This window comes from Streptomyces sp. NPDC048278 (genome assembly GCF_040652195.1).
Lineage (GTDB): Bacteria > Actinomycetota > Actinomycetes > Streptomycetales > Streptomycetaceae > Streptomyces.
The window spans coordinates 431,104-446,312 of sequence record NZ_JBEZLP010000002.1; the positions used below are offsets into that span (position 1 = coordinate 431,104).

Annotated in this window: 11 protein-coding genes and 2 tRNA genes; 8 read left to right on the forward strand and 5 right to left on the reverse strand. The window is 71.5% G+C overall.

Annotation, left to right across the window (positions count from 1 at the left end; all coding sequences use genetic code 11):
* Positions 1–131: 131 nt before the first annotated feature.
* Entirely contained in the window at positions 132–4,382 is a 4,251-nt protein-coding gene (locus tag AB0D74_RS05485; protein ID WP_362580808.1) for a PAS domain-containing protein, read from the reverse strand.
* A gap of 309 nt (positions 4,383–4,691) precedes the next feature.
* On the reverse strand, positions 4,692–5,135 hold the full coding sequence (locus AB0D74_RS05490) for an SSI family serine proteinase inhibitor (protein ID WP_362580810.1): 444 nt from the start codon (positions 5,133–5,135) through the stop codon (positions 4,692–4,694).
* Between the two features lie 169 nt (positions 5,136–5,304).
* Between AB0D74_RS05490 and AB0D74_RS05495 the strand changes: the two genes are divergently transcribed.
* The 3 genes from AB0D74_RS05495 (at position 5,305) to AB0D74_RS05505 (ending at position 6,145) form a co-directional block, all read left to right on the forward strand.
* A tRNA-Ser gene (locus tag AB0D74_RS05495) sits at positions 5,305–5,395 on the forward strand.
* Positions 5,396–5,613: 218 nt separating this feature from the next.
* Positions 5,614–5,686, forward strand: a tRNA-Arg gene (locus tag AB0D74_RS05500).
* Between the two features lie 138 nt (positions 5,687–5,824).
* Complete coding sequence (locus AB0D74_RS05505; RefSeq protein ID WP_362580812.1) at positions 5,825–6,145, forward strand: GYD domain-containing protein; 321 nt, start codon at positions 5,825–5,827, stop codon at positions 6,143–6,145.
* A 327-nt stretch (positions 6,146–6,472) separates the two neighbouring features.
* On the opposite strand, the gene AB0D74_RS05510 is transcribed toward AB0D74_RS05505, so the two are convergent.
* Positions 6,473–9,061, reverse strand: coding sequence for an AAA family ATPase (locus AB0D74_RS05510; RefSeq protein ID WP_362580814.1), 2,589 nt, complete (start codon positions 9,059–9,061; stop codon positions 6,473–6,475).
* Between the two features lie 312 nt (positions 9,062–9,373).
* On the opposite strand from AB0D74_RS05510, the gene AB0D74_RS05515 reads away from it, so the two are divergent.
* The gene (locus AB0D74_RS05515) at positions 9,374–9,949 is read left to right on the forward strand and encodes a hypothetical protein (RefSeq protein WP_362580816.1); all 576 of its coding nucleotides are present in this window, start codon (positions 9,374–9,376) and stop codon (positions 9,947–9,949) included.
* Between the two features lie 64 nt (positions 9,950–10,013).
* Here the strand turns inward: AB0D74_RS05515 and AB0D74_RS05520 are convergent, their stop codons facing one another.
* Complete coding sequence (locus AB0D74_RS05520; protein ID WP_362580818.1) at positions 10,014–10,424, reverse strand: hypothetical protein; 411 nt, start codon at positions 10,422–10,424, stop codon at positions 10,014–10,016.
* A 174-nt stretch (positions 10,425–10,598) separates the two neighbouring features.
* Positions 10,599–11,090 carry a MarR family transcriptional regulator gene (locus AB0D74_RS05525; protein ID WP_362580819.1) on the reverse strand — a complete coding sequence of 164 codons (492 nt, stop codon included), beginning with the start codon at positions 11,088–11,090 and terminating at the stop codon, positions 10,599–10,601.
* Between the two features lie 143 nt (positions 11,091–11,233).
* Here AB0D74_RS05525 and AB0D74_RS05530 point away from each other — a divergent pair, with 143 nt between their 5' ends.
* From AB0D74_RS05530 to AB0D74_RS05545, 4 genes are all read left to right on the forward strand, one after another.
* Complete coding sequence (locus tag AB0D74_RS05530; RefSeq protein WP_362580821.1) at positions 11,234–11,602, forward strand: HGxxPAAW family protein; 369 nt, start codon at positions 11,234–11,236, stop codon at positions 11,600–11,602.
* Between the two features lie 72 nt (positions 11,603–11,674).
* Complete coding sequence (locus AB0D74_RS05535) at positions 11,675–12,547, forward strand: DUF2797 domain-containing protein (RefSeq protein ID WP_362580822.1); 873 nt, start codon at positions 11,675–11,677, stop codon at positions 12,545–12,547.
* 295 nt (positions 12,548–12,842) lie between these two features.
* A complete protein-coding gene (locus AB0D74_RS05540; RefSeq protein ID WP_046727718.1) occupies positions 12,843–13,583 on the forward strand; it encodes a response regulator transcription factor in 741 nt (246 codons plus the stop codon).
* On the forward strand, positions 13,580–15,202 hold the full coding sequence (locus tag AB0D74_RS05545) for a HAMP domain-containing sensor histidine kinase (RefSeq protein WP_362580823.1): 1,623 nt from the start codon (positions 13,580–13,582) through the stop codon (positions 15,200–15,202). The genes AB0D74_RS05540 and AB0D74_RS05545 overlap by 4 nt, the downstream gene beginning before the upstream one ends.
* The last annotated feature ends 7 nt before the right edge of the window (positions 15,203–15,209 follow it).

Consider the following 15,209-nt stretch of genomic DNA (forward strand, 5'->3'; position numbering starts at 1 on the left):
CTTGAGCGCCCCGCTTGAAGCGCCCCGCAAGGGGCGCGGGGCGGCAGTCGATGTGCGGCTGCCGCCGCGCGGGCGCGACCAGCCACGAACAACCTGTAGTCGGCTGGCGGCAGTTCTCCGACGGCGCTCCCTCAGTTGGTCCCGATCCTGGCCAGCAGATCCACGATCCGGCTCTGCACCTCGGCACTCGTCGACCGCTCCGCCAGGAACAACACCGTCTCTCCCGACGCCAGCCGCGGCAGATCCGCCTGGTCCACCGCCGCCGTGTAGACGACCAGCGGCGTCCGGTTCAGCTGCCCGTTCGCCCGCAGCCAGTCGATGATCCCGGCCTGCCTGCGGTGCACCTGCATCAGGTCCATCACCACCAGGTTCGGCCGCAGCTGCCCGGCCAGCGTCACCGCGTCCGCGTCGCTCGCCGCCCGCGCCACCTGCATCCCGCGCCGCTCCAGCGTCGACGTCAGCGCGAGCGCGATCTCCGCGTGCTCCTCGATCAGCAGCACCCGCGGCGGATGCTGCTCGCTGTCCCGGGGCGCGAGTGCCTTGAGCAGTACGGCGGGATCGGCGCCGTACGCCGCCTCGCGCGTCGCCTGCCCCAGTCCGGCCGTGACCATCACCGGCACCTCGGCCGCCACCGCCGCCTGCCGCAGCGACTGGAGCGCGGTCCGGGTGATCGGCCCGGTCAGCGGGTCCACGAACAGCGCCGCCGGGAACGCGGCGATCTGCGCGTCGACCTCCTCGCGCGAGTTCACGATCACCGGCCGGTAGCCGCGGTCGCTCAGCTCCTGCTGGGTGGTGACGTCCGGCGCGGGCCACACCAGCAGCCGACGCGGGTTGTCCAGCGGCTCCGGGGGCAGTTCGTCGTCCATCGGCTGCGGGCGCGGCGGGTCCGCGACCTCGACCGCCCCGCCCGGACCGTCCAGCGGCTCCGGGCCCTCGGCGGCGTTCACGTCGGGTGCGCCTATCGCGTACGACCGTCCACCGCCCTCGGTGGCCCCCACCAGCCGGGACTGCCCGGCCAGCGACGGCTGCGGCAGCGGCTGGGCGGCGACCGGCTGCTCGGTCGGCGGATGCGGACGGGCGGCGGCCTGCGCGGGCTGCGCTGCCTGCACGGACTGCACGGACTGTTCGGCCCCCGGCTGCTCGCCGGCGGTACCCGGGTCGGGCCGGGTGCCCAGCTTGCGGCGCCGCCCGTTGCCGCCCGGCTGGTGCGGGGGCGGGGTCGGCGTCGGCTGCTGTACCTGCGCGGCCTGCCGCGAGAACGGCACCCCCTGCCCCAGCGTCCGCACACTGAACGCCCGGCCCTGCGTGGAGTCCGGGTCGACCGGTGCCGGTGCCGCCGCAGCCGCCTCGGCGGGCAACGGCTGGGCGGCTCGCGCCGGTTGGGCGGCGGAGGCGTCGTCGGAGCCCGGCCACTGCTGCGGTACGGGCGCCACCGGCGCGGCCTCCGCCGGAAGCGGCAGAGGAAGCGGCTGGGCGGCAATCGGCTGGGCGGCAATCGGCTGGGCGGGAAGCGGCTGGGCGGGAAGCGGGACGGCGTCAGCGGCCGGGGCGGCCTGCCCGGGGACCACCGGAGCCGCCCCCAACTGCTTCTGCGGCGGCTGCGGCTGGTTCTGCGACGCCGCCTGCGCCGGTACGGCCGCGCCGGGCAGCGCCTGCGGGACGCCGGGGACACCTGCCGTCGGCGCGACGGGGATACCGGCCGGTGCGACGACCTGGGCCGCCGCGGGCCCGGCCTGCGCCGGGATGCTCTGAGGCTGCCCGGGCGGGACGGGCTGCCCGGACTGGCTGGGAACCCCCTGCGGCTGCACCGCCTGCGCGGGCACCGCCGGTACCGCTGCGGTCGCCCCGGCCGCCGGGGTGTTCTCGGCCGCCGCCGTCGGCTGGCCCACCGCCCGCCGACGACGGCCGGTCGGCGCGTTGGTGGGGTGCGGCTGCGGCGGGGTGTGGTCCTCGGCCTGGTCGTGGGCCACGGCGTCGTGCCGGCCCTCGTCGCCCGCCGCGGCCATCGCCTCCGCCGCCGGCATCGCCTCCATCGCTTCCCTCGCCTGGACCGGCTCGGGGCTGCGGTCGGCCTCGGCGGGCGGCAGCGCGAAGACCGGGCGGGGCCCCGCCTGCTGCTGCTCCGCCCGTTCGGCCGCGGCGGCCAGCGCCCGCCGTCGTCGGCCGCCGGACTGGCTCTCGTCGAACGCCGGCTCGGCTGCCGACTGGGCTCCCGACTGGGCTGCCGGCTCGGACGGCGCCGAGGGCAGCGCGGGCGGCAGCGCCTGCCGCTCGTCGGGCTCACGCCGGGCGCGCCGCCCCGACGCAGGCACCGGCACGGGCACGCCCTGCGGCGGAACGGTGCCGCCCAGTCCCGTACCCACGGCAGCCGCCCCGGCACCCTGTTCGGCGGCTGTCACCACGGCGCCCTCGGCGACCCCCGGGTCGCCGGCACCGTCGGCCGGGCGCCCGCGCCGCCGTCCGGTACCGCCGGACGCCGGCTCCGCGCTCTCGATCGCGGCGGGCCCGCTCTCCGGGCCCCCCGCCTCGGCGGCCCGCCGGCGCCGCCGCCCGGTCGGCGCGGCCGAGGGTTCGCCCTCGCCGCCCGCCTCGCCGGGTACCTCGCTCTCCAGGAAGGCGTCCACGGAGGACCGCCGGGCCCGCCGCCGCCCACCGGCCGCGGGTTCCTCGGCGGCCGGGAGGAGCGCCACCTCGGCACCGGGCGGCGGGGGCACCGCTCCCGCCCCGCCCCCGATCGGCACCTCCAGCACGAACGCGCTGCCGCTCATGCCCGGCACCTCGTGGGTCTGCAGCACCCCGCCGTGGGCCCGCACGATCCCGCGCACGATCGGCTCGTGCACCGGGTCTCCCCCGGTGTAGGGGCCGCGCACCTCGATCCGTACGACCTCGCCGCGCTGCGCCGCCGCGACCACCACCGTGTTGTCCATGTAGCCGCCCGCGGAGACGGGCGCGTTGCCGGTCGCGTCGACGCCGGCCACGTCCGCGATGAGATGCGCGAGCGCGACGGCGAGCCGCTGCGGGTCCACCTCGGCCTCGATGGGCGGCGCGTGCACGGCGAACTGCACGCGTCCGGGCCCGATCAGCTCCACCGCCCCGTCCACCCCGGCGGCCACGACGGCGTCGAGCATGACCTTGGTGCGGTTGATGTCCTCCGACCCCGCGTCCAGCCGCTGGTAGCCGAGCACGTTGTCGATGAGCTGGGTGATCCGCGAGTAACCGGCCGAGAGGTGGTGGAGCACCTGGTTGGCCTCGGGCCACAGCTGCCCGGCGTCGTCGGCGGCGAGCGCGGCGAGCTCGCGGCGCAGCTCGTCGAGCGGTCCGCGCAACGACTGCGCGAGCAGCGTCAGCAACTGCTCGTGCCGCCCGTGGAGAGCCTCGTACCGGTCCTTCTCGCGCTCGCCGAGGGCCGCGTACCGGTCCTCGCCGGCCGCCAGTTCCTCGGCGTGCCGTTCGAGCAGCTCCTCGACCTCGGTGACGTGCTTCTGGCGGAGCGCGGTCAGGTCGGAGGCGTGCTCCTCGGAGAGCCGCTCCAGCTCGTCGGCGTGCGCCTTCTCCTGGGCCGTCTTCTCGTCGACGACGGAGTCGTACGGCCGCCGGTCGGCGAACGTCATCACGGCGCCGACCAGCTGGTCGCCGTCGCGCACCGGCGCGGTCGTCAGGTCGACCGGCACCTTCTTGTCGCCCTTGGCCCACAGCACCTGCCCGCGCACCCGGTGCTTGCGCCCGGAGCGCAGGGTGTCGGCGAGCGGCGACTCGGCGTACGGGAAGGGGGAGCCGTCGGCGCGCGAGTGCAGCACGAGGTTGTGCAGCTCCTTGCCGCCGAGCTCACCGGCCCGGTACCCCAGTATCTGGGCGGCGGCAGGGTTCACGAGGACGATCCGCCCGTCGGTGTCCGTCCCTACGACGCCCTCGCTCGCCGCCCGCAGGATCATCTCGGTCTGCCGCTGCGAGCGCGCCAGCTCGGCCTCGGTGTCCACCGTCCCGGTCAGGTCGCGGACGACCAGCATCAGCAGCTCGTCGCCGCTGTAGCCGTAACCGTCGTACGCCTGCTGTCCGTTCTCCAGGTTGGCGCTGGTGACCTCGACCGGGAACTCGGTCCCGTCGGTGCGCCGCGCGACCATCCGCGTCGGCTTGGTCCGCCCGCGCGGGTCCATGTGATCGGGCCGCCGCATGGACCCCGGGATCAGCCGCGAGTCGAACTGCGGGAGCAGATCGAGCAGCCCGCGCCCCACCAGCGCGGTGCCCGGGGCCTCGAAGGCCTCCAGGGCGATGGTGTTCGCGTTGACGACGGTGCCGTTGGCGTTGACCAGCACCAACGCATCCGGCAGCGCGTCCAGTATGGCTGCGAGGCGAGCAGCGCCTCGGGATGGCCTGCTGCTCACGAGACGCTTCCTCCCTGTTACCGCACCTTGCCGACCGCTCGGGCCATCTTGCCAACCGGCCCGCGGCGTGTCACGCGAGGGAGTCTAAGGGCACCGGTTGCGCTCACGACGCCGGATGAGAGGGAGGTCGCACGACGAAGTGACGACGAACATGTGACCGACACGCTTCGTCTCCGCCATACCTTCGCGAGACCTTTACGGAAGCGGGGCCGCGTCGGTGAATCGTCTGTGGCCGCTCTGGAGGGGGCGCGGGGGCCCGGAGGGGCGGAGGGGGATGCAGAGGCCGAGGGGCCAAGGCCTGCCTGTCCGTCACCCGAGCTCACTCGATGTGCCGAGACCGGGCAGCAGCGGCACCATCCGGTCCCAGCGTCCGATCTCGCAGCCGTTGCTGCGGTCGTACGTCGCGTCGACGGGACGGCCGGCCCAGGTCCCGGTGACACGGGCGGTGGCCGGGCCGCCGTAGAGCATGGTGCAGGCGGTGCCCGGGGCGACCGGCGCGAAGGTGTCCCGGCCCCAGCGGGTGTTCCGGTCCAGCACCCGGCAGGCTCCGCCCACGTCCGGGTGGCTGCCGGCGCCCGGATGACAGGACAGCTCGTACGTCCCGTCCCGCCCGTCCCCGGCGTGCAGCACGGTGACGGTGAGGTGATCGGCCGCGACAGAGGCGACGGCGGCGGAGGCGGGCAGGGCGGGGACGGACCCGAGGGCGGCGGCGACGACGGCCCCGAGGGCGCCCCGCACGGCGAAATACGACATACCCTGCCCAACGCACGCCCCGCCCGGACGTTGCGCGGCGCCCCCGTCGGAGGGAAGGGCTTTGCCCTGCGGCCCGGCTGCCTAGTACCGTGGGAGCCGATTGGTGACAGCACGCTCGACTGTGTCATCATCTGCACGCACCACTCGCGCTCACGCGAGCGGCTGTGCTGGAGGCGTCGCCTAGTCCGGTCTATGGCGCCGCACTGCTAATGCGGTTTGGGCCTTAAAGCCCATCGAGGGTTCAAATCCCTCCGCCTCCGCACCTGACTCAGGGAGTCCAACCGTTTCGGTCTGGGCTCCCTGTTTCGCGTTCATGGTCCCGCCCGGCTGGCGGGAACCCGCCCGATACGACGTTTCCGCAGCTCACAAGGGGTGCGGCTAACGGATTTCACATGGCGGCGGCAGTCATGTAATGTTCTTCCTGTCGCCGCGAGCGGGTCGGAAGAGCCGGGAGCGAAGGCAAAAAACCAAATAACAAGCACTCGTAGCTTAACGGATAGAGCATCTGACTACGGATCAGAAGGTTGCAGGTTCGAATCCTGCCGAGTGCACACAGGTGAGAGGCCCCGGAGAGATCCGGGGCCTTTTGCGTGCCTTACGGGTGAATCCGCCGTTCGCCGATCGGCCTGCGACGTGGCCGCGGGAAGGACCTTCTGCGTACCGGACAGATCACGGGCAGGGAGCGACCCATGCCGAAGTTCCTCATCCAGGCCACCTACACGCCCGAGGGGACGAAGGGCTTGCTGGCGGAAGGCGCGAGCGGTCGTCGTGCTGCCGTCGAGGACGTCGTCGCCGGCCTCGGCGGGACCGTCGAGACCATGTACTTCGCCTTCGGCGAGGACGACTTCGTGTGCATCCTCGACTTCCCCGACGCGGTCTCGATGGCCGCCGTCAGCCTCAGCGTCAAGGCCAGTGGCGCGCTCCGCACCCGGGCCACTCCCCTCCTCACGATCGACGAGATCGACGAGGCCGCCCGCAGGCAGGTCGGCTTCCGGCCGCCCGGCGCGTAGGCCGGGCCGGCTCTCGGCGTCCGGCCTCAGCCTGCCGACGGGCGGATGTCGTCCAGGCTGTCGACGATCGTCACGGAGGCCGGATGTGCGGGCGTGGGCACCTGGACGAGTACGGGGACGTAGACCATGTCGCCGTGTCTGTACTCGGCCTTCCATGAATTCCGGTAACACACGACCACGTTCGGGCTGCGGTGGGCCGCATAGCACCGTTCGGCCCGCGATTCCTGTGCCGGGAGAAGCGCGGTGCAGCAGCAGACCGCGACCACGAGGCCGACGTTCGGAAGGATTGCTCTCCGCATTCTCGTCCGCACCTTTCCAGGTTATTTGTCAGCGTTTCGAATCGTGGAGCTTACGGGCGGCCTCCTGCCGGGAGTGGACGCCGAGCTTGGCGAGTACCGCGCCCACGTGGTGCCCGGCGGTCTTGGGCGTGATGTAGAGGCGGGCGGCGATCTCGGCATCCGACAGACCCTCGTTCAGCAGCTTGAGGACGTCCATCTCCCGGATGGTCAGTCCGTACGGGTTGGCGCGGGTGGCCGCGCGCGGGCCACGCCGGACCGGGCGGACACCGCGGGTACGCATCACGGCGCGGGTACGTGCCACGACCGGCCGGGCGTCGAGGGCCTCGAAGGCGGCCAGAGCCTGGTGCAGCGCCGGCGCGTCGCCGGACAGGCGGGCCAGCGCGGCCTGGTAGGGGCAGCCGAGCCTGTCCCACTGGGCCGCGGCGCCGGCCCAGTCGCCGGCCAGTTCCAGCGTGTAGGGTCCGGCCCCGGCCACCGGCGGGGGATCTCCTCCGACGCGGCCGATCCAGCAGGCCAGGGGTCCGGTCAGCCAGGGATGGCTGCGCTCGGCCAGGGCGTCCAGGCCACGTTGTGCCTCCGCCCGCACCAGCGCGTGGTCGCCGGCCAGCCAGGCCGCCTCGACCCGGGCCTCCCACCCCAGCCCGGTGTCCAGCAGGCAGTCCCGGTCGACCAGACCCGCCGCCTGCTCCAGCAGCGGCCACGCCCTGGCCTTGCCCTGGCGGGCCCGCACCAGGCCCAGGACGGTCAGGGCCAGGGCCTTGACGACCGGTGGCGAGCTGGGAGGGGAGAGGACCTCCTGCGCGGCGTCGGCGGCCTGGGCCCACGAGCCCCGGCTCAGCAGCCCCCAGCTGCCCCAGGCCCTCGTGCACAGCAGGTAGGACAGCAGATCGTGATCGAGGCAGTAGGCCTCCGACCGGTTCACGGCAGCGGCTGTCCGTGCGTCATCGCGCTGCAGCGCGGCGAACCAGCACATGATGAGCGCCAGGAAGCCCGCGTCCTCCGGCAGGTCCTGCGCCATCGCGCTGGACACCGCCTGTTCGCACTCCTCCCAGCCGGAGCCGCCGCTCAGCATGCCCGCCGCCGCGGCATGGAAGCGTGCCTGCACGACCACCCCCGCGTCGCCGAAGCGCTCGCCCAGAGCGATCGCCTTCTCGGCGTAGGCGGCGGTCACCCGCACCTCTTCGTGCTCGTAGCAGGCCAGCTGGCAGAGGTTCAGGTAGGCCCGGGCCAACTCCCGGCTCGGCCCCAGCCCTTCGAGCACCCGCACCGCGTCCAGGCCGGTCCGTCCGGCCTCGACGGTCCGCCCGAACGGCCACAGCCAGCACGACAGCCAGCGCAGGTCCTCGCCCTCGTGCAGCCGGTCGCCCAGAAGGCGGCGCTGCTGCACCGCCTTACGGCGGGAGGCGATCCCCTCGTCCAGCCAGCTGGACAGCAGGCAGGCCTGCGAGTGGCCCTCCAGCAGGGAGGTCCTCCGTTCGAGCGGCAGAAGGTCGGCGTACCGCAGGGCGCGGGCGTACTGGGTGGCCGCCTCCCGGTGCGCGCCCAGCGCGGCGGCGTGGGCGGCTGCGGCGGGCGCGTACTCCAGCACGGCGGTCGGATCCCCGGCGCCCTCGGCATGGTCGGCCAGCAGCGCCAGATCGTCCGCGACGACCGGGCGGGACCGCATCGCCGCCAGCACCTCCTGGTGCGTCCGCAGCCGGTGGGCGGCCGGGACGGACTCCAGCACCGCCAGCCGGGTCAGCTCGTGACGGAACTCGGCCACCTGCCCGTCGGTCCGCACGATTCCACCGGCCACGGCCTCGTCGAGCGCCTCCTCCGAGGCCGGCGCCATGCAGGCCAGCAGCGGTAGCGGGACCCGGCGCCCCAGGACCGCCAGCACGTCGACGACCCTGCGCGCCGCGGCGGACAGGCCGGCCAGGCGGCCCGCGGCGGCCTCCCGCACCGTTGCGGGGATGGACTCCCCGGGGGCGGCCAGGATCTCGGTGACGATGAACGGGTTGCCGGCGGAGAAGTGGTAGAGCCGTTCGGCGTCGACGGTGTGTCCGCCGGCCAGCCGGGCCACGGCCCGACGGCTCAACGGGGCCAGGTCGTGGCGGTGCACCCACGGGTAGCCGGCCAGGGTGCCCAGGAGTGCGGTCACGTCGTGGGTGCGGCCGATCTCGTCGTCGCGGTAGGTGGCCACCACCAGCGCCGGAACGCTCGGCAGGCGCCGGGCCAGGTAACGCAGCAGGTCCATCGTGGCCTCGTCGGCCCAGTGGACGTCCTCCACGACCAGCAGGCTCGGGTAGGAGCTCAGATCGGCGAGCAGACAGTCGAAGACCTCGTCGGACCGGCAGGTGCCGGCCATCGCCCCGGTCAGCGCGGTGCGCACGGGCTGGCCCAGGCGCGGGGCCAGGTCCGTCAGCGGGCCCAGGGGGCGGGGGGTGGCCAGCGGGTCACAGGCGCCGACCAGGATCCGGATCCGGGGATCGGCCAGCTGGGCCAGACGGTTGACGACGCTGGTCTTGCCGATGCCGGCCTCGCCGCGCACAAGGGCGAGTCGTCCAGGGCCGGTCACCGCTTCCTGAAGGTGACCGGCGAGGTTCTGGAGTACGGCCTCTCGCTCTAGCAGGTCCATCACCAGTCAGTTTCCCTCCGCGGCCGGAGCCGCGCAAAAGATCCAGACCGGTCAGGACGGGTCGGCAGCTGGGGTGGTGCGGGGAATTCCGGACCGAAATGTGGGGTGCGCCGTCTGCAACTTGGGGCGGCCACCCGATGTGCCCCCGACTACGGCAGGGGCATGCTGGCGACAGAGTCCCGCTAGCGGGTTTCCCGGTTTATGCGGCTCAAACCATCGTCTCCGGGGCCGAATTGACGCGACTCAATCGAGTCGTCAGGTCGAACCGACTGGAAAATCGGCCCGATCGGTACTCGTCGAAAAGGGATCACCATGCTCAAGAAGATCGCAAAGCGCGCAGCAGTACTGACCGCGTCGGCTGCTCTGGCCGCCGGAGGCGCACTGGCCCCCTCCGCCGCGTTCGCGGCCCCGACGCCGACAGTCGCGCACGTGATGGCGCCGAACGACAACGGAGGCGCGAACAACAACAACAATAACAACAACAACGGCGGAGGCGGAAACAACAACAATAACAACAATAACAACAGCGGCCACAAGGGTGGGCGGCACAACAACAACAATAACAACAACAACAGCAACGGCAGGGGCGCGAACAACAACAATAACAACAACAACGGCGGAGGCGCGAACAACAACAACAACAATAACAACAACGGCCGAGGAGGAAACAACAACAACAATAACAACAACGGCCGAGGAGGAAACAACAACAACAATAACAACAACAATGGTGGCGGAGGAAACAACAACAACAATAACAACAACGGCGGGGGTGGGAACAACAATAACAACAACAATAACAACGGTGGGGGAGGGAACAACAACAACAATAATAACAACAACGGCGGAGGTGGGAACAATAACAACAATAACAACAACAACGGCTGAACTTCGCAGCTCGGCGGCCGGTGAATGGTCACTCGGTCGCCGGGCTGTTCTGTGGGGCGGCGCCTCAGTTCTGGTGGCAGTTGATGTTCTGGTTTCCCGTGAGGGTGTTGCTCGACCCGACCTGCCCCTTCGGGTAACAGATCTGGAAGTTGATGAGTGACTTGCCCAAGAGCGGGAGGATGCCCGTCCCGCCGGCCTGTGTCTGACTGTCGCCGTTGTTGTTGTTATTGTTGTTGTTCGTACCACCCCCGTTGTTGTTATTATTATTGTTCGGACCGCCCCCGTTGTTGTTATTGTTGTTGTTATTGGTGGTCTGGGCCCCGGTCGAGGTGCCGCCCTGTCCGGCCAGCCCCAGCGGGGAGGACGTCCCCAGGAGCGGAATGTCGCTCAGGAGCGAGAGCAGACCCCCGCCGTTTTGGGCCTGGGCCCCACCGGCGCTGAAGAGAATCGCCGCCGTCACGGCAGCGCTGGTCATGGCAAAACGCTTGGCGAGCTTCAATCGACCGACCTTTCGTCGTCCTTGGTGCCGAATCTCCGGCTTAATGGACAGGATGACGAACGGTAGGTGCCGGATGAATACTAGGCACGCTGCAGCGTCCCCCCTTTTCCCCCGTACAGCCCCAGAATTACAGTCGGAGCCCGGCTGGAATCAGCAGGGCTCCGCCGGGTCGTTTCTGTTGAGTTTCTCCAGGTAGTCGTGGGCGAGGGTGGTCGCACGGGTGAACCAGTCGGTGAGGATGGCGAGTTCGTCGGGGGTGTAGTCGGCGAACAGGTCGGTGAGGCGGGCGTAGTGGCCGGCGTAGACCGCCTCGACCCGGGTGACGGCCTCCGGCACTGCGGCGACGCGGACCCGGCGGCGGTCGTCGGGGTCGGGGCGGCGGGTGACGTAGCCCGCGCGTTCCAGGCGGTTGAGGATGCCCGTCACCGCGCCGGTCGTCACATGGGCGCGGCCGGCCAGGTCGCCCGCGGTCAGCAGGGCGTCGCCCGCCTCCAGGACGAAGGCGAAGCAGGTGAGGTCGGTGACGTTCACCCCGAGCCGCCGGGCCAGTTCCTGCTGGCCGATCACGTGGGCCGCGATGAGGTGGTCCATGGCGGACAGCGCCCGGGCCGGGTCTGCGGGGGATCGCGGCTTGCCGTGCATCGTTGTTCCCGTTTCCCTGCGGATCCGAAGATTCCCTTAGCGCGTGAGAGGTATGTGGAGTAAATTTCTCACCCGGTGAGGGATTCTAGTCGTCCTCGCGTCGGACTGGGTGTTTCCGCTGCCTAAGAAGGGGAGACGGGTACGTGAGTCAGCACGACGAAGGTCACACGACAGCAGGGTGGACCGGTACCGCGATCGCGACCGTGGGAAGCGGTCTGCTGGGGCTGGGGGTGTGTACGGTCTCGGCCGTCGCCCTGGTCGCGGGGCTCGCGGTGTGTGCCGTGAGCGTCCTGGTCACCTGGTATCTGCATCTCGCGGGGTGGGGCAAGCCGCCCGGCCCGCGTCCCCGGGCGCAGTGGCCCCTCCGGGTGCGCGACACCGGCGCCCGCGACGGCCACCCCGGGTGCGTCTCCTGCCGGCTGGCGGGCCGGGGGCGGCGCACCGCGTCGGAGCTCCGGCCGGTGTCCGGCGTCGGCGACGCGGATCCGGCCACCGCGGAGGCCAGTGGCTGACCGGTACGGACCGAGGACCACGGCCCGGCTGCCCCGGGTCGTTGTCAGTGCCGCCCTCTACTCTCGCAAGTGATGGCACAGGTGTGGAAATGCTCGGGACTGCGATGGTCGGACGACGGGCCCGTGCTGCGGTGGAGTGGGGGGCGGCACAGTCCGCTCGGGTGGGGGAAGCGGGTGGCCTTCGGGGTCGTGGAAGGGGGTGTGCGGGAGTGCGTGGGGGCGCGCGGGCATGCCTGTCCGGTCCGGACACCCGTGTCGGGCAGGAGCACCGGAGCCCGGTGCGAGGAGTGTGCGCGGCTGGACCGGGCGCACTCCGTGGCCGCCGACACCATCGCCGACGATCCCCGGCCGTACCACGTGTATCTGGCGTGGTTCGGGCCCGGCATGGTCAAGGTCGGGATCACGGCGGTCGAGCGTGGGTCGGCCCGGCTGCTGGAGCAGGGGGCCGTGAGCTTCAGCTGGTTGGGCGCGGGGCCGTTGATGGCCGCGCGGCGAGCCGAGGAGCTGTTGCGGGCCGCGCTTCGGGTGCCGGACCGGATCCCGTACGGCGACAAGCGCGTCGTACGCGCTCTGCTGCCGGCGACCCGGGCCGAGCGGGCGGTGGAGGTCGAGGGACTGCACGCGCTTGCTGTCGCGCTCGGCGGCTGGCCCGAGTCGCTCGTCCCGGAGCCGTGCCAAGTCGTCGACCACATGGCGGTGTTCGGGCTGGCGGGGGTGGCCGCCGCCGTCGGTGAGGTGGCCGAGCTGGTGCCCGGCGGCGTGGTGAGCGGCGAGCTGGTCGCGGCGGCCGGGCCGGATCTGCATCTGGCCACCCGGCGCGGTGTCGTCGTCCTGGACACGCGCTTGCTGCCCGGCTGGGAGCTGACCGCCGCCGCGGGTGCGGAGGAAGGTCAACTCAGGCTTCCGGTAAGGGAGTTCGAGGCTCCGCAGGACGGGCTCTTCTGAGCGTCGGCACGGCTCGGCAGGGCTCGGCGCGGCTCGGCAAGGTCCGGGAGTCCTCCCCGCGCGAGAACCGCTCCGGGTCGGTACGCTCTCATCAGCGGTTCATCGGCGCTTCATCCACGCCCCGGCGGACACACCGGACGTACATGATCCGCACAGCCGGGGCCAGGCGTGATCACGATTTCATGCACGCCTGATGGGATTCCCAGGTGTTCCCTGAGAGGCGCCTGTGCGTTTCTTAGGGAAAACACAGATTACTGAAAGCGTGTTCTCAGAGGACCCCGACAAGGTGTCCACCATGACCACGACCTCGCCCCAGGGGCGCACCGAACTGCTGAGGCCGGACGGGAGCCCCGTCCGAGTGCTTGTGGTGGACGACGAGCTGTCGATCACCGAACTTCTGAGCATGGCTCTTCGTTACGAGGGCTGGCAGATCAGGAGCGCGGGCGACGGCCAGGGCGCCATCCAGACCGCCCGGGAGTTCCGCCCCGACGCCGTCGTCCTCGACATGATGCTGCCCGACATGGACGGCCTCACCGTGTTGGGGCGCCTGCGGCGCGAACTGCCGGACGTGCCGGTGCTGTTCCTGACCGCGAAGGACGCGGTCGAGGACCGGATCGCGGGGCTGACCGCGGGCGGCGACGACTACGTCACCAAACCCTTCAGCCTCGAAGAGGTCGTGGCCCGGCTGCGCGGGCTGATCCGCCGCTCCGGCGCGGCCGACCGGCGGTCCGACTCCGTGCTCGTCGTCGGTGACCTCACCCTGGACGAGGACAGCCACGAGGTCTCGCGGGCCGGGGAGGGCATCCACCTCACCGCCACCGAGTTCGAGCTGCTGCGCTTCCTGATGCGCAACCCGCGGCGGGTGCTCAGCAAGGCCCAGATACTCGACCGGGTGTGGTCGTACGACTTCGGCGGGCAGGCCAACGTGGTCGAGCTCTACATCTCGTACCTGCGACGGAAGATCGACGCCGGCCGTGAGCCGATGATCCACACCCGGCGTGGGGCCGGTTATCTGATCAAGCCCGCCGCGTCATGAGCGGGCGACGACGGCCGCGTACGCAGCAGCGACGAGCGGGAAAGCCGCGCACTCTGCGGACTCGGCTCGTCGTCGTGTCGGTGACGCTGATCGCCGTGGTCTGCGCGGTGATCGGGACCGTCACGACCCTGGTGCTGCGGGACCACCTGTACGGGCAGCTGAACAGCAACCTGCACGAGGTCGCCGCGCGTGTCGCCGGCGGCCCCGTCGGCGGACCCGACGGGAAGGGCAGCCTGCCCTCCAACAAGGTGCCCGGCCTGGACCAGCAGACCCAGCTCGAGGACTTCGTCAAGCAGGGACCCAACCCGCAGCGGACCCTCGCGGCCCAGGTCGAGAACGGGTCGATCACCAGTGCCAAGGTGGGGAACAAGGACGACTCCGCCGGCTACACGCAGATGAAGGCCGGCAACCTCAGCGAGGCCCAGATCAAGGTGATCGGCTCCGTCTCCCAGGACCAGAAGCCGCACACCGTCACCATCCCCGGCCTCGGCAGCTACCAGGTGCAGTTCATCAACGGCAACAAGGGTGACTACTACGTAGGCATCCCGACCTCCGACGTGGACGGCACCATCGGCACCCTGGTCCTGGTCGAGATCAGCCTCACCGTCTCCGGCCTGATCGCCGCCACCCTGGCCGGCACCGTCATCGTCGGCGTCGCCACCCGCCCCCTCCGCCGGGTCGCCACCACCGCCACCCGGGTCTCCGAACTCCCGTTGCACACCGGCGAGGTGAACCTCAGCGAGCGGGTGCCGGAGTCCGAGTGCGACCCGCACACCGAGGTCGGCCAGGTCGGCTCCGCGCTCAACCGGATGCTCAACCACGTGCACGGCGCCCTGCACGCCCGTCAGCAGAGCGAGATGCGGGTACGGCAGTTCGTCGCCGACGCCAGTCACGAGCTGCGGACCCCGCTCGCCTCCATCCGCGGGTACGCCGAACTCACCCGGCGCGGACGGGAACAGGTCGGGCCCGACACCCGGCACGCCCTCGGCCGTATCGAGTCCGAGGCCGGGCGGATGACCCTCCTCGTGGAGGACCTGCTGCTGCTCGCCCGGCTCGACGCGGGGCGTCCGCTGCAGTTCGAGCACACCGACCTCATCCCGCTGGTCGTCGACACGATCAGCGACACGCGCGCCGCCGGCATGGACCACAACTGGCGCCTCGACCTGCCCGACGAGCCGGCACTGGTCGCCGCCGACGCGGCCCGGATCCAGCAGGTGCTGATCAACCTGCTCGGCAACGCGCGCAAGCACACCCCGCCGGGGACCACCGTCACCGCCCGCATCCAGCGGCGTGGGCCGTGGATGTGCGTGGACGTCGAGGACAACGGGCAGGGCATCCCGCCGGACCTGCTGCCGCACGTCTTCGAGCGGTTCGCGCGCGGTGACTCCGCGCGCTCGCGGTCCACGGGCTCCACCGGCCTCGGGCTCGCCATCGTGCAGGCCGTCGCGACCGCACACGGCGGTGCCGTCACCGTGGACAGCGTTCCGGGTCGCACGGTGTTCACGCTGTATCTGCCGGCGCTTGCTCCGGCGGTCCCGCAGCCGTCCCCCGAAACGAACTGGCAATCGCACTCACAGGCACAGCACAGTGCCACCACATGGGTGCAACAGGGCGCTTGACGAGAGT

What these genes read in the sequence shown, in the direction of transcription:
- AB0D74_RS05490 (WP_362580810.1), bottom strand. Translation starts at nt 5,135, where the DNA reads ATGTCGTATTTCGCCGTGCGGGGCGCCCTCGGGGCCGTCGTCGCCGCC.
- AB0D74_RS05505 (WP_362580812.1), top strand. Translation starts at nt 5,825, where the DNA reads ATGCCGAAGTTCCTCATCCAGGCCACCTACACGCCCGAGGGGACGAAG.
- AB0D74_RS05510 (WP_362580814.1), bottom strand. Translation starts at nt 9,061, where the DNA reads ATGGACCTGCTAGAGCGAGAGGCCGTACTCCAGAACCTCGCCGGTCAC.
- AB0D74_RS05515 (WP_362580816.1), top strand. Translation starts at nt 9,374, where the DNA reads ATGCTCAAGAAGATCGCAAAGCGCGCAGCAGTACTGACCGCGTCGGCT.
- AB0D74_RS05520 (WP_362580818.1), bottom strand. Translation starts at nt 10,424, where the DNA reads ATGACCAGCGCTGCCGTGACGGCGGCGATTCTCTTCAGCGCCGGTGGG.
- AB0D74_RS05525 (WP_362580819.1), bottom strand. Translation starts at nt 11,090, where the DNA reads ATGCACGGCAAGCCGCGATCCCCCGCAGACCCGGCCCGGGCGCTGTCC.
- AB0D74_RS05535 (WP_362580822.1), top strand. Translation starts at nt 11,675, where the DNA reads ATGGCACAGGTGTGGAAATGCTCGGGACTGCGATGGTCGGACGACGGG.
- AB0D74_RS05540 (WP_046727718.1), top strand. Translation starts at nt 12,843, where the DNA reads ATGACCACGACCTCGCCCCAGGGGCGCACCGAACTGCTGAGGCCGGAC.
- AB0D74_RS05545 (WP_362580823.1), top strand. Translation starts at nt 13,580, where the DNA reads ATGAGCGGGCGACGACGGCCGCGTACGCAGCAGCGACGAGCGGGAAAG.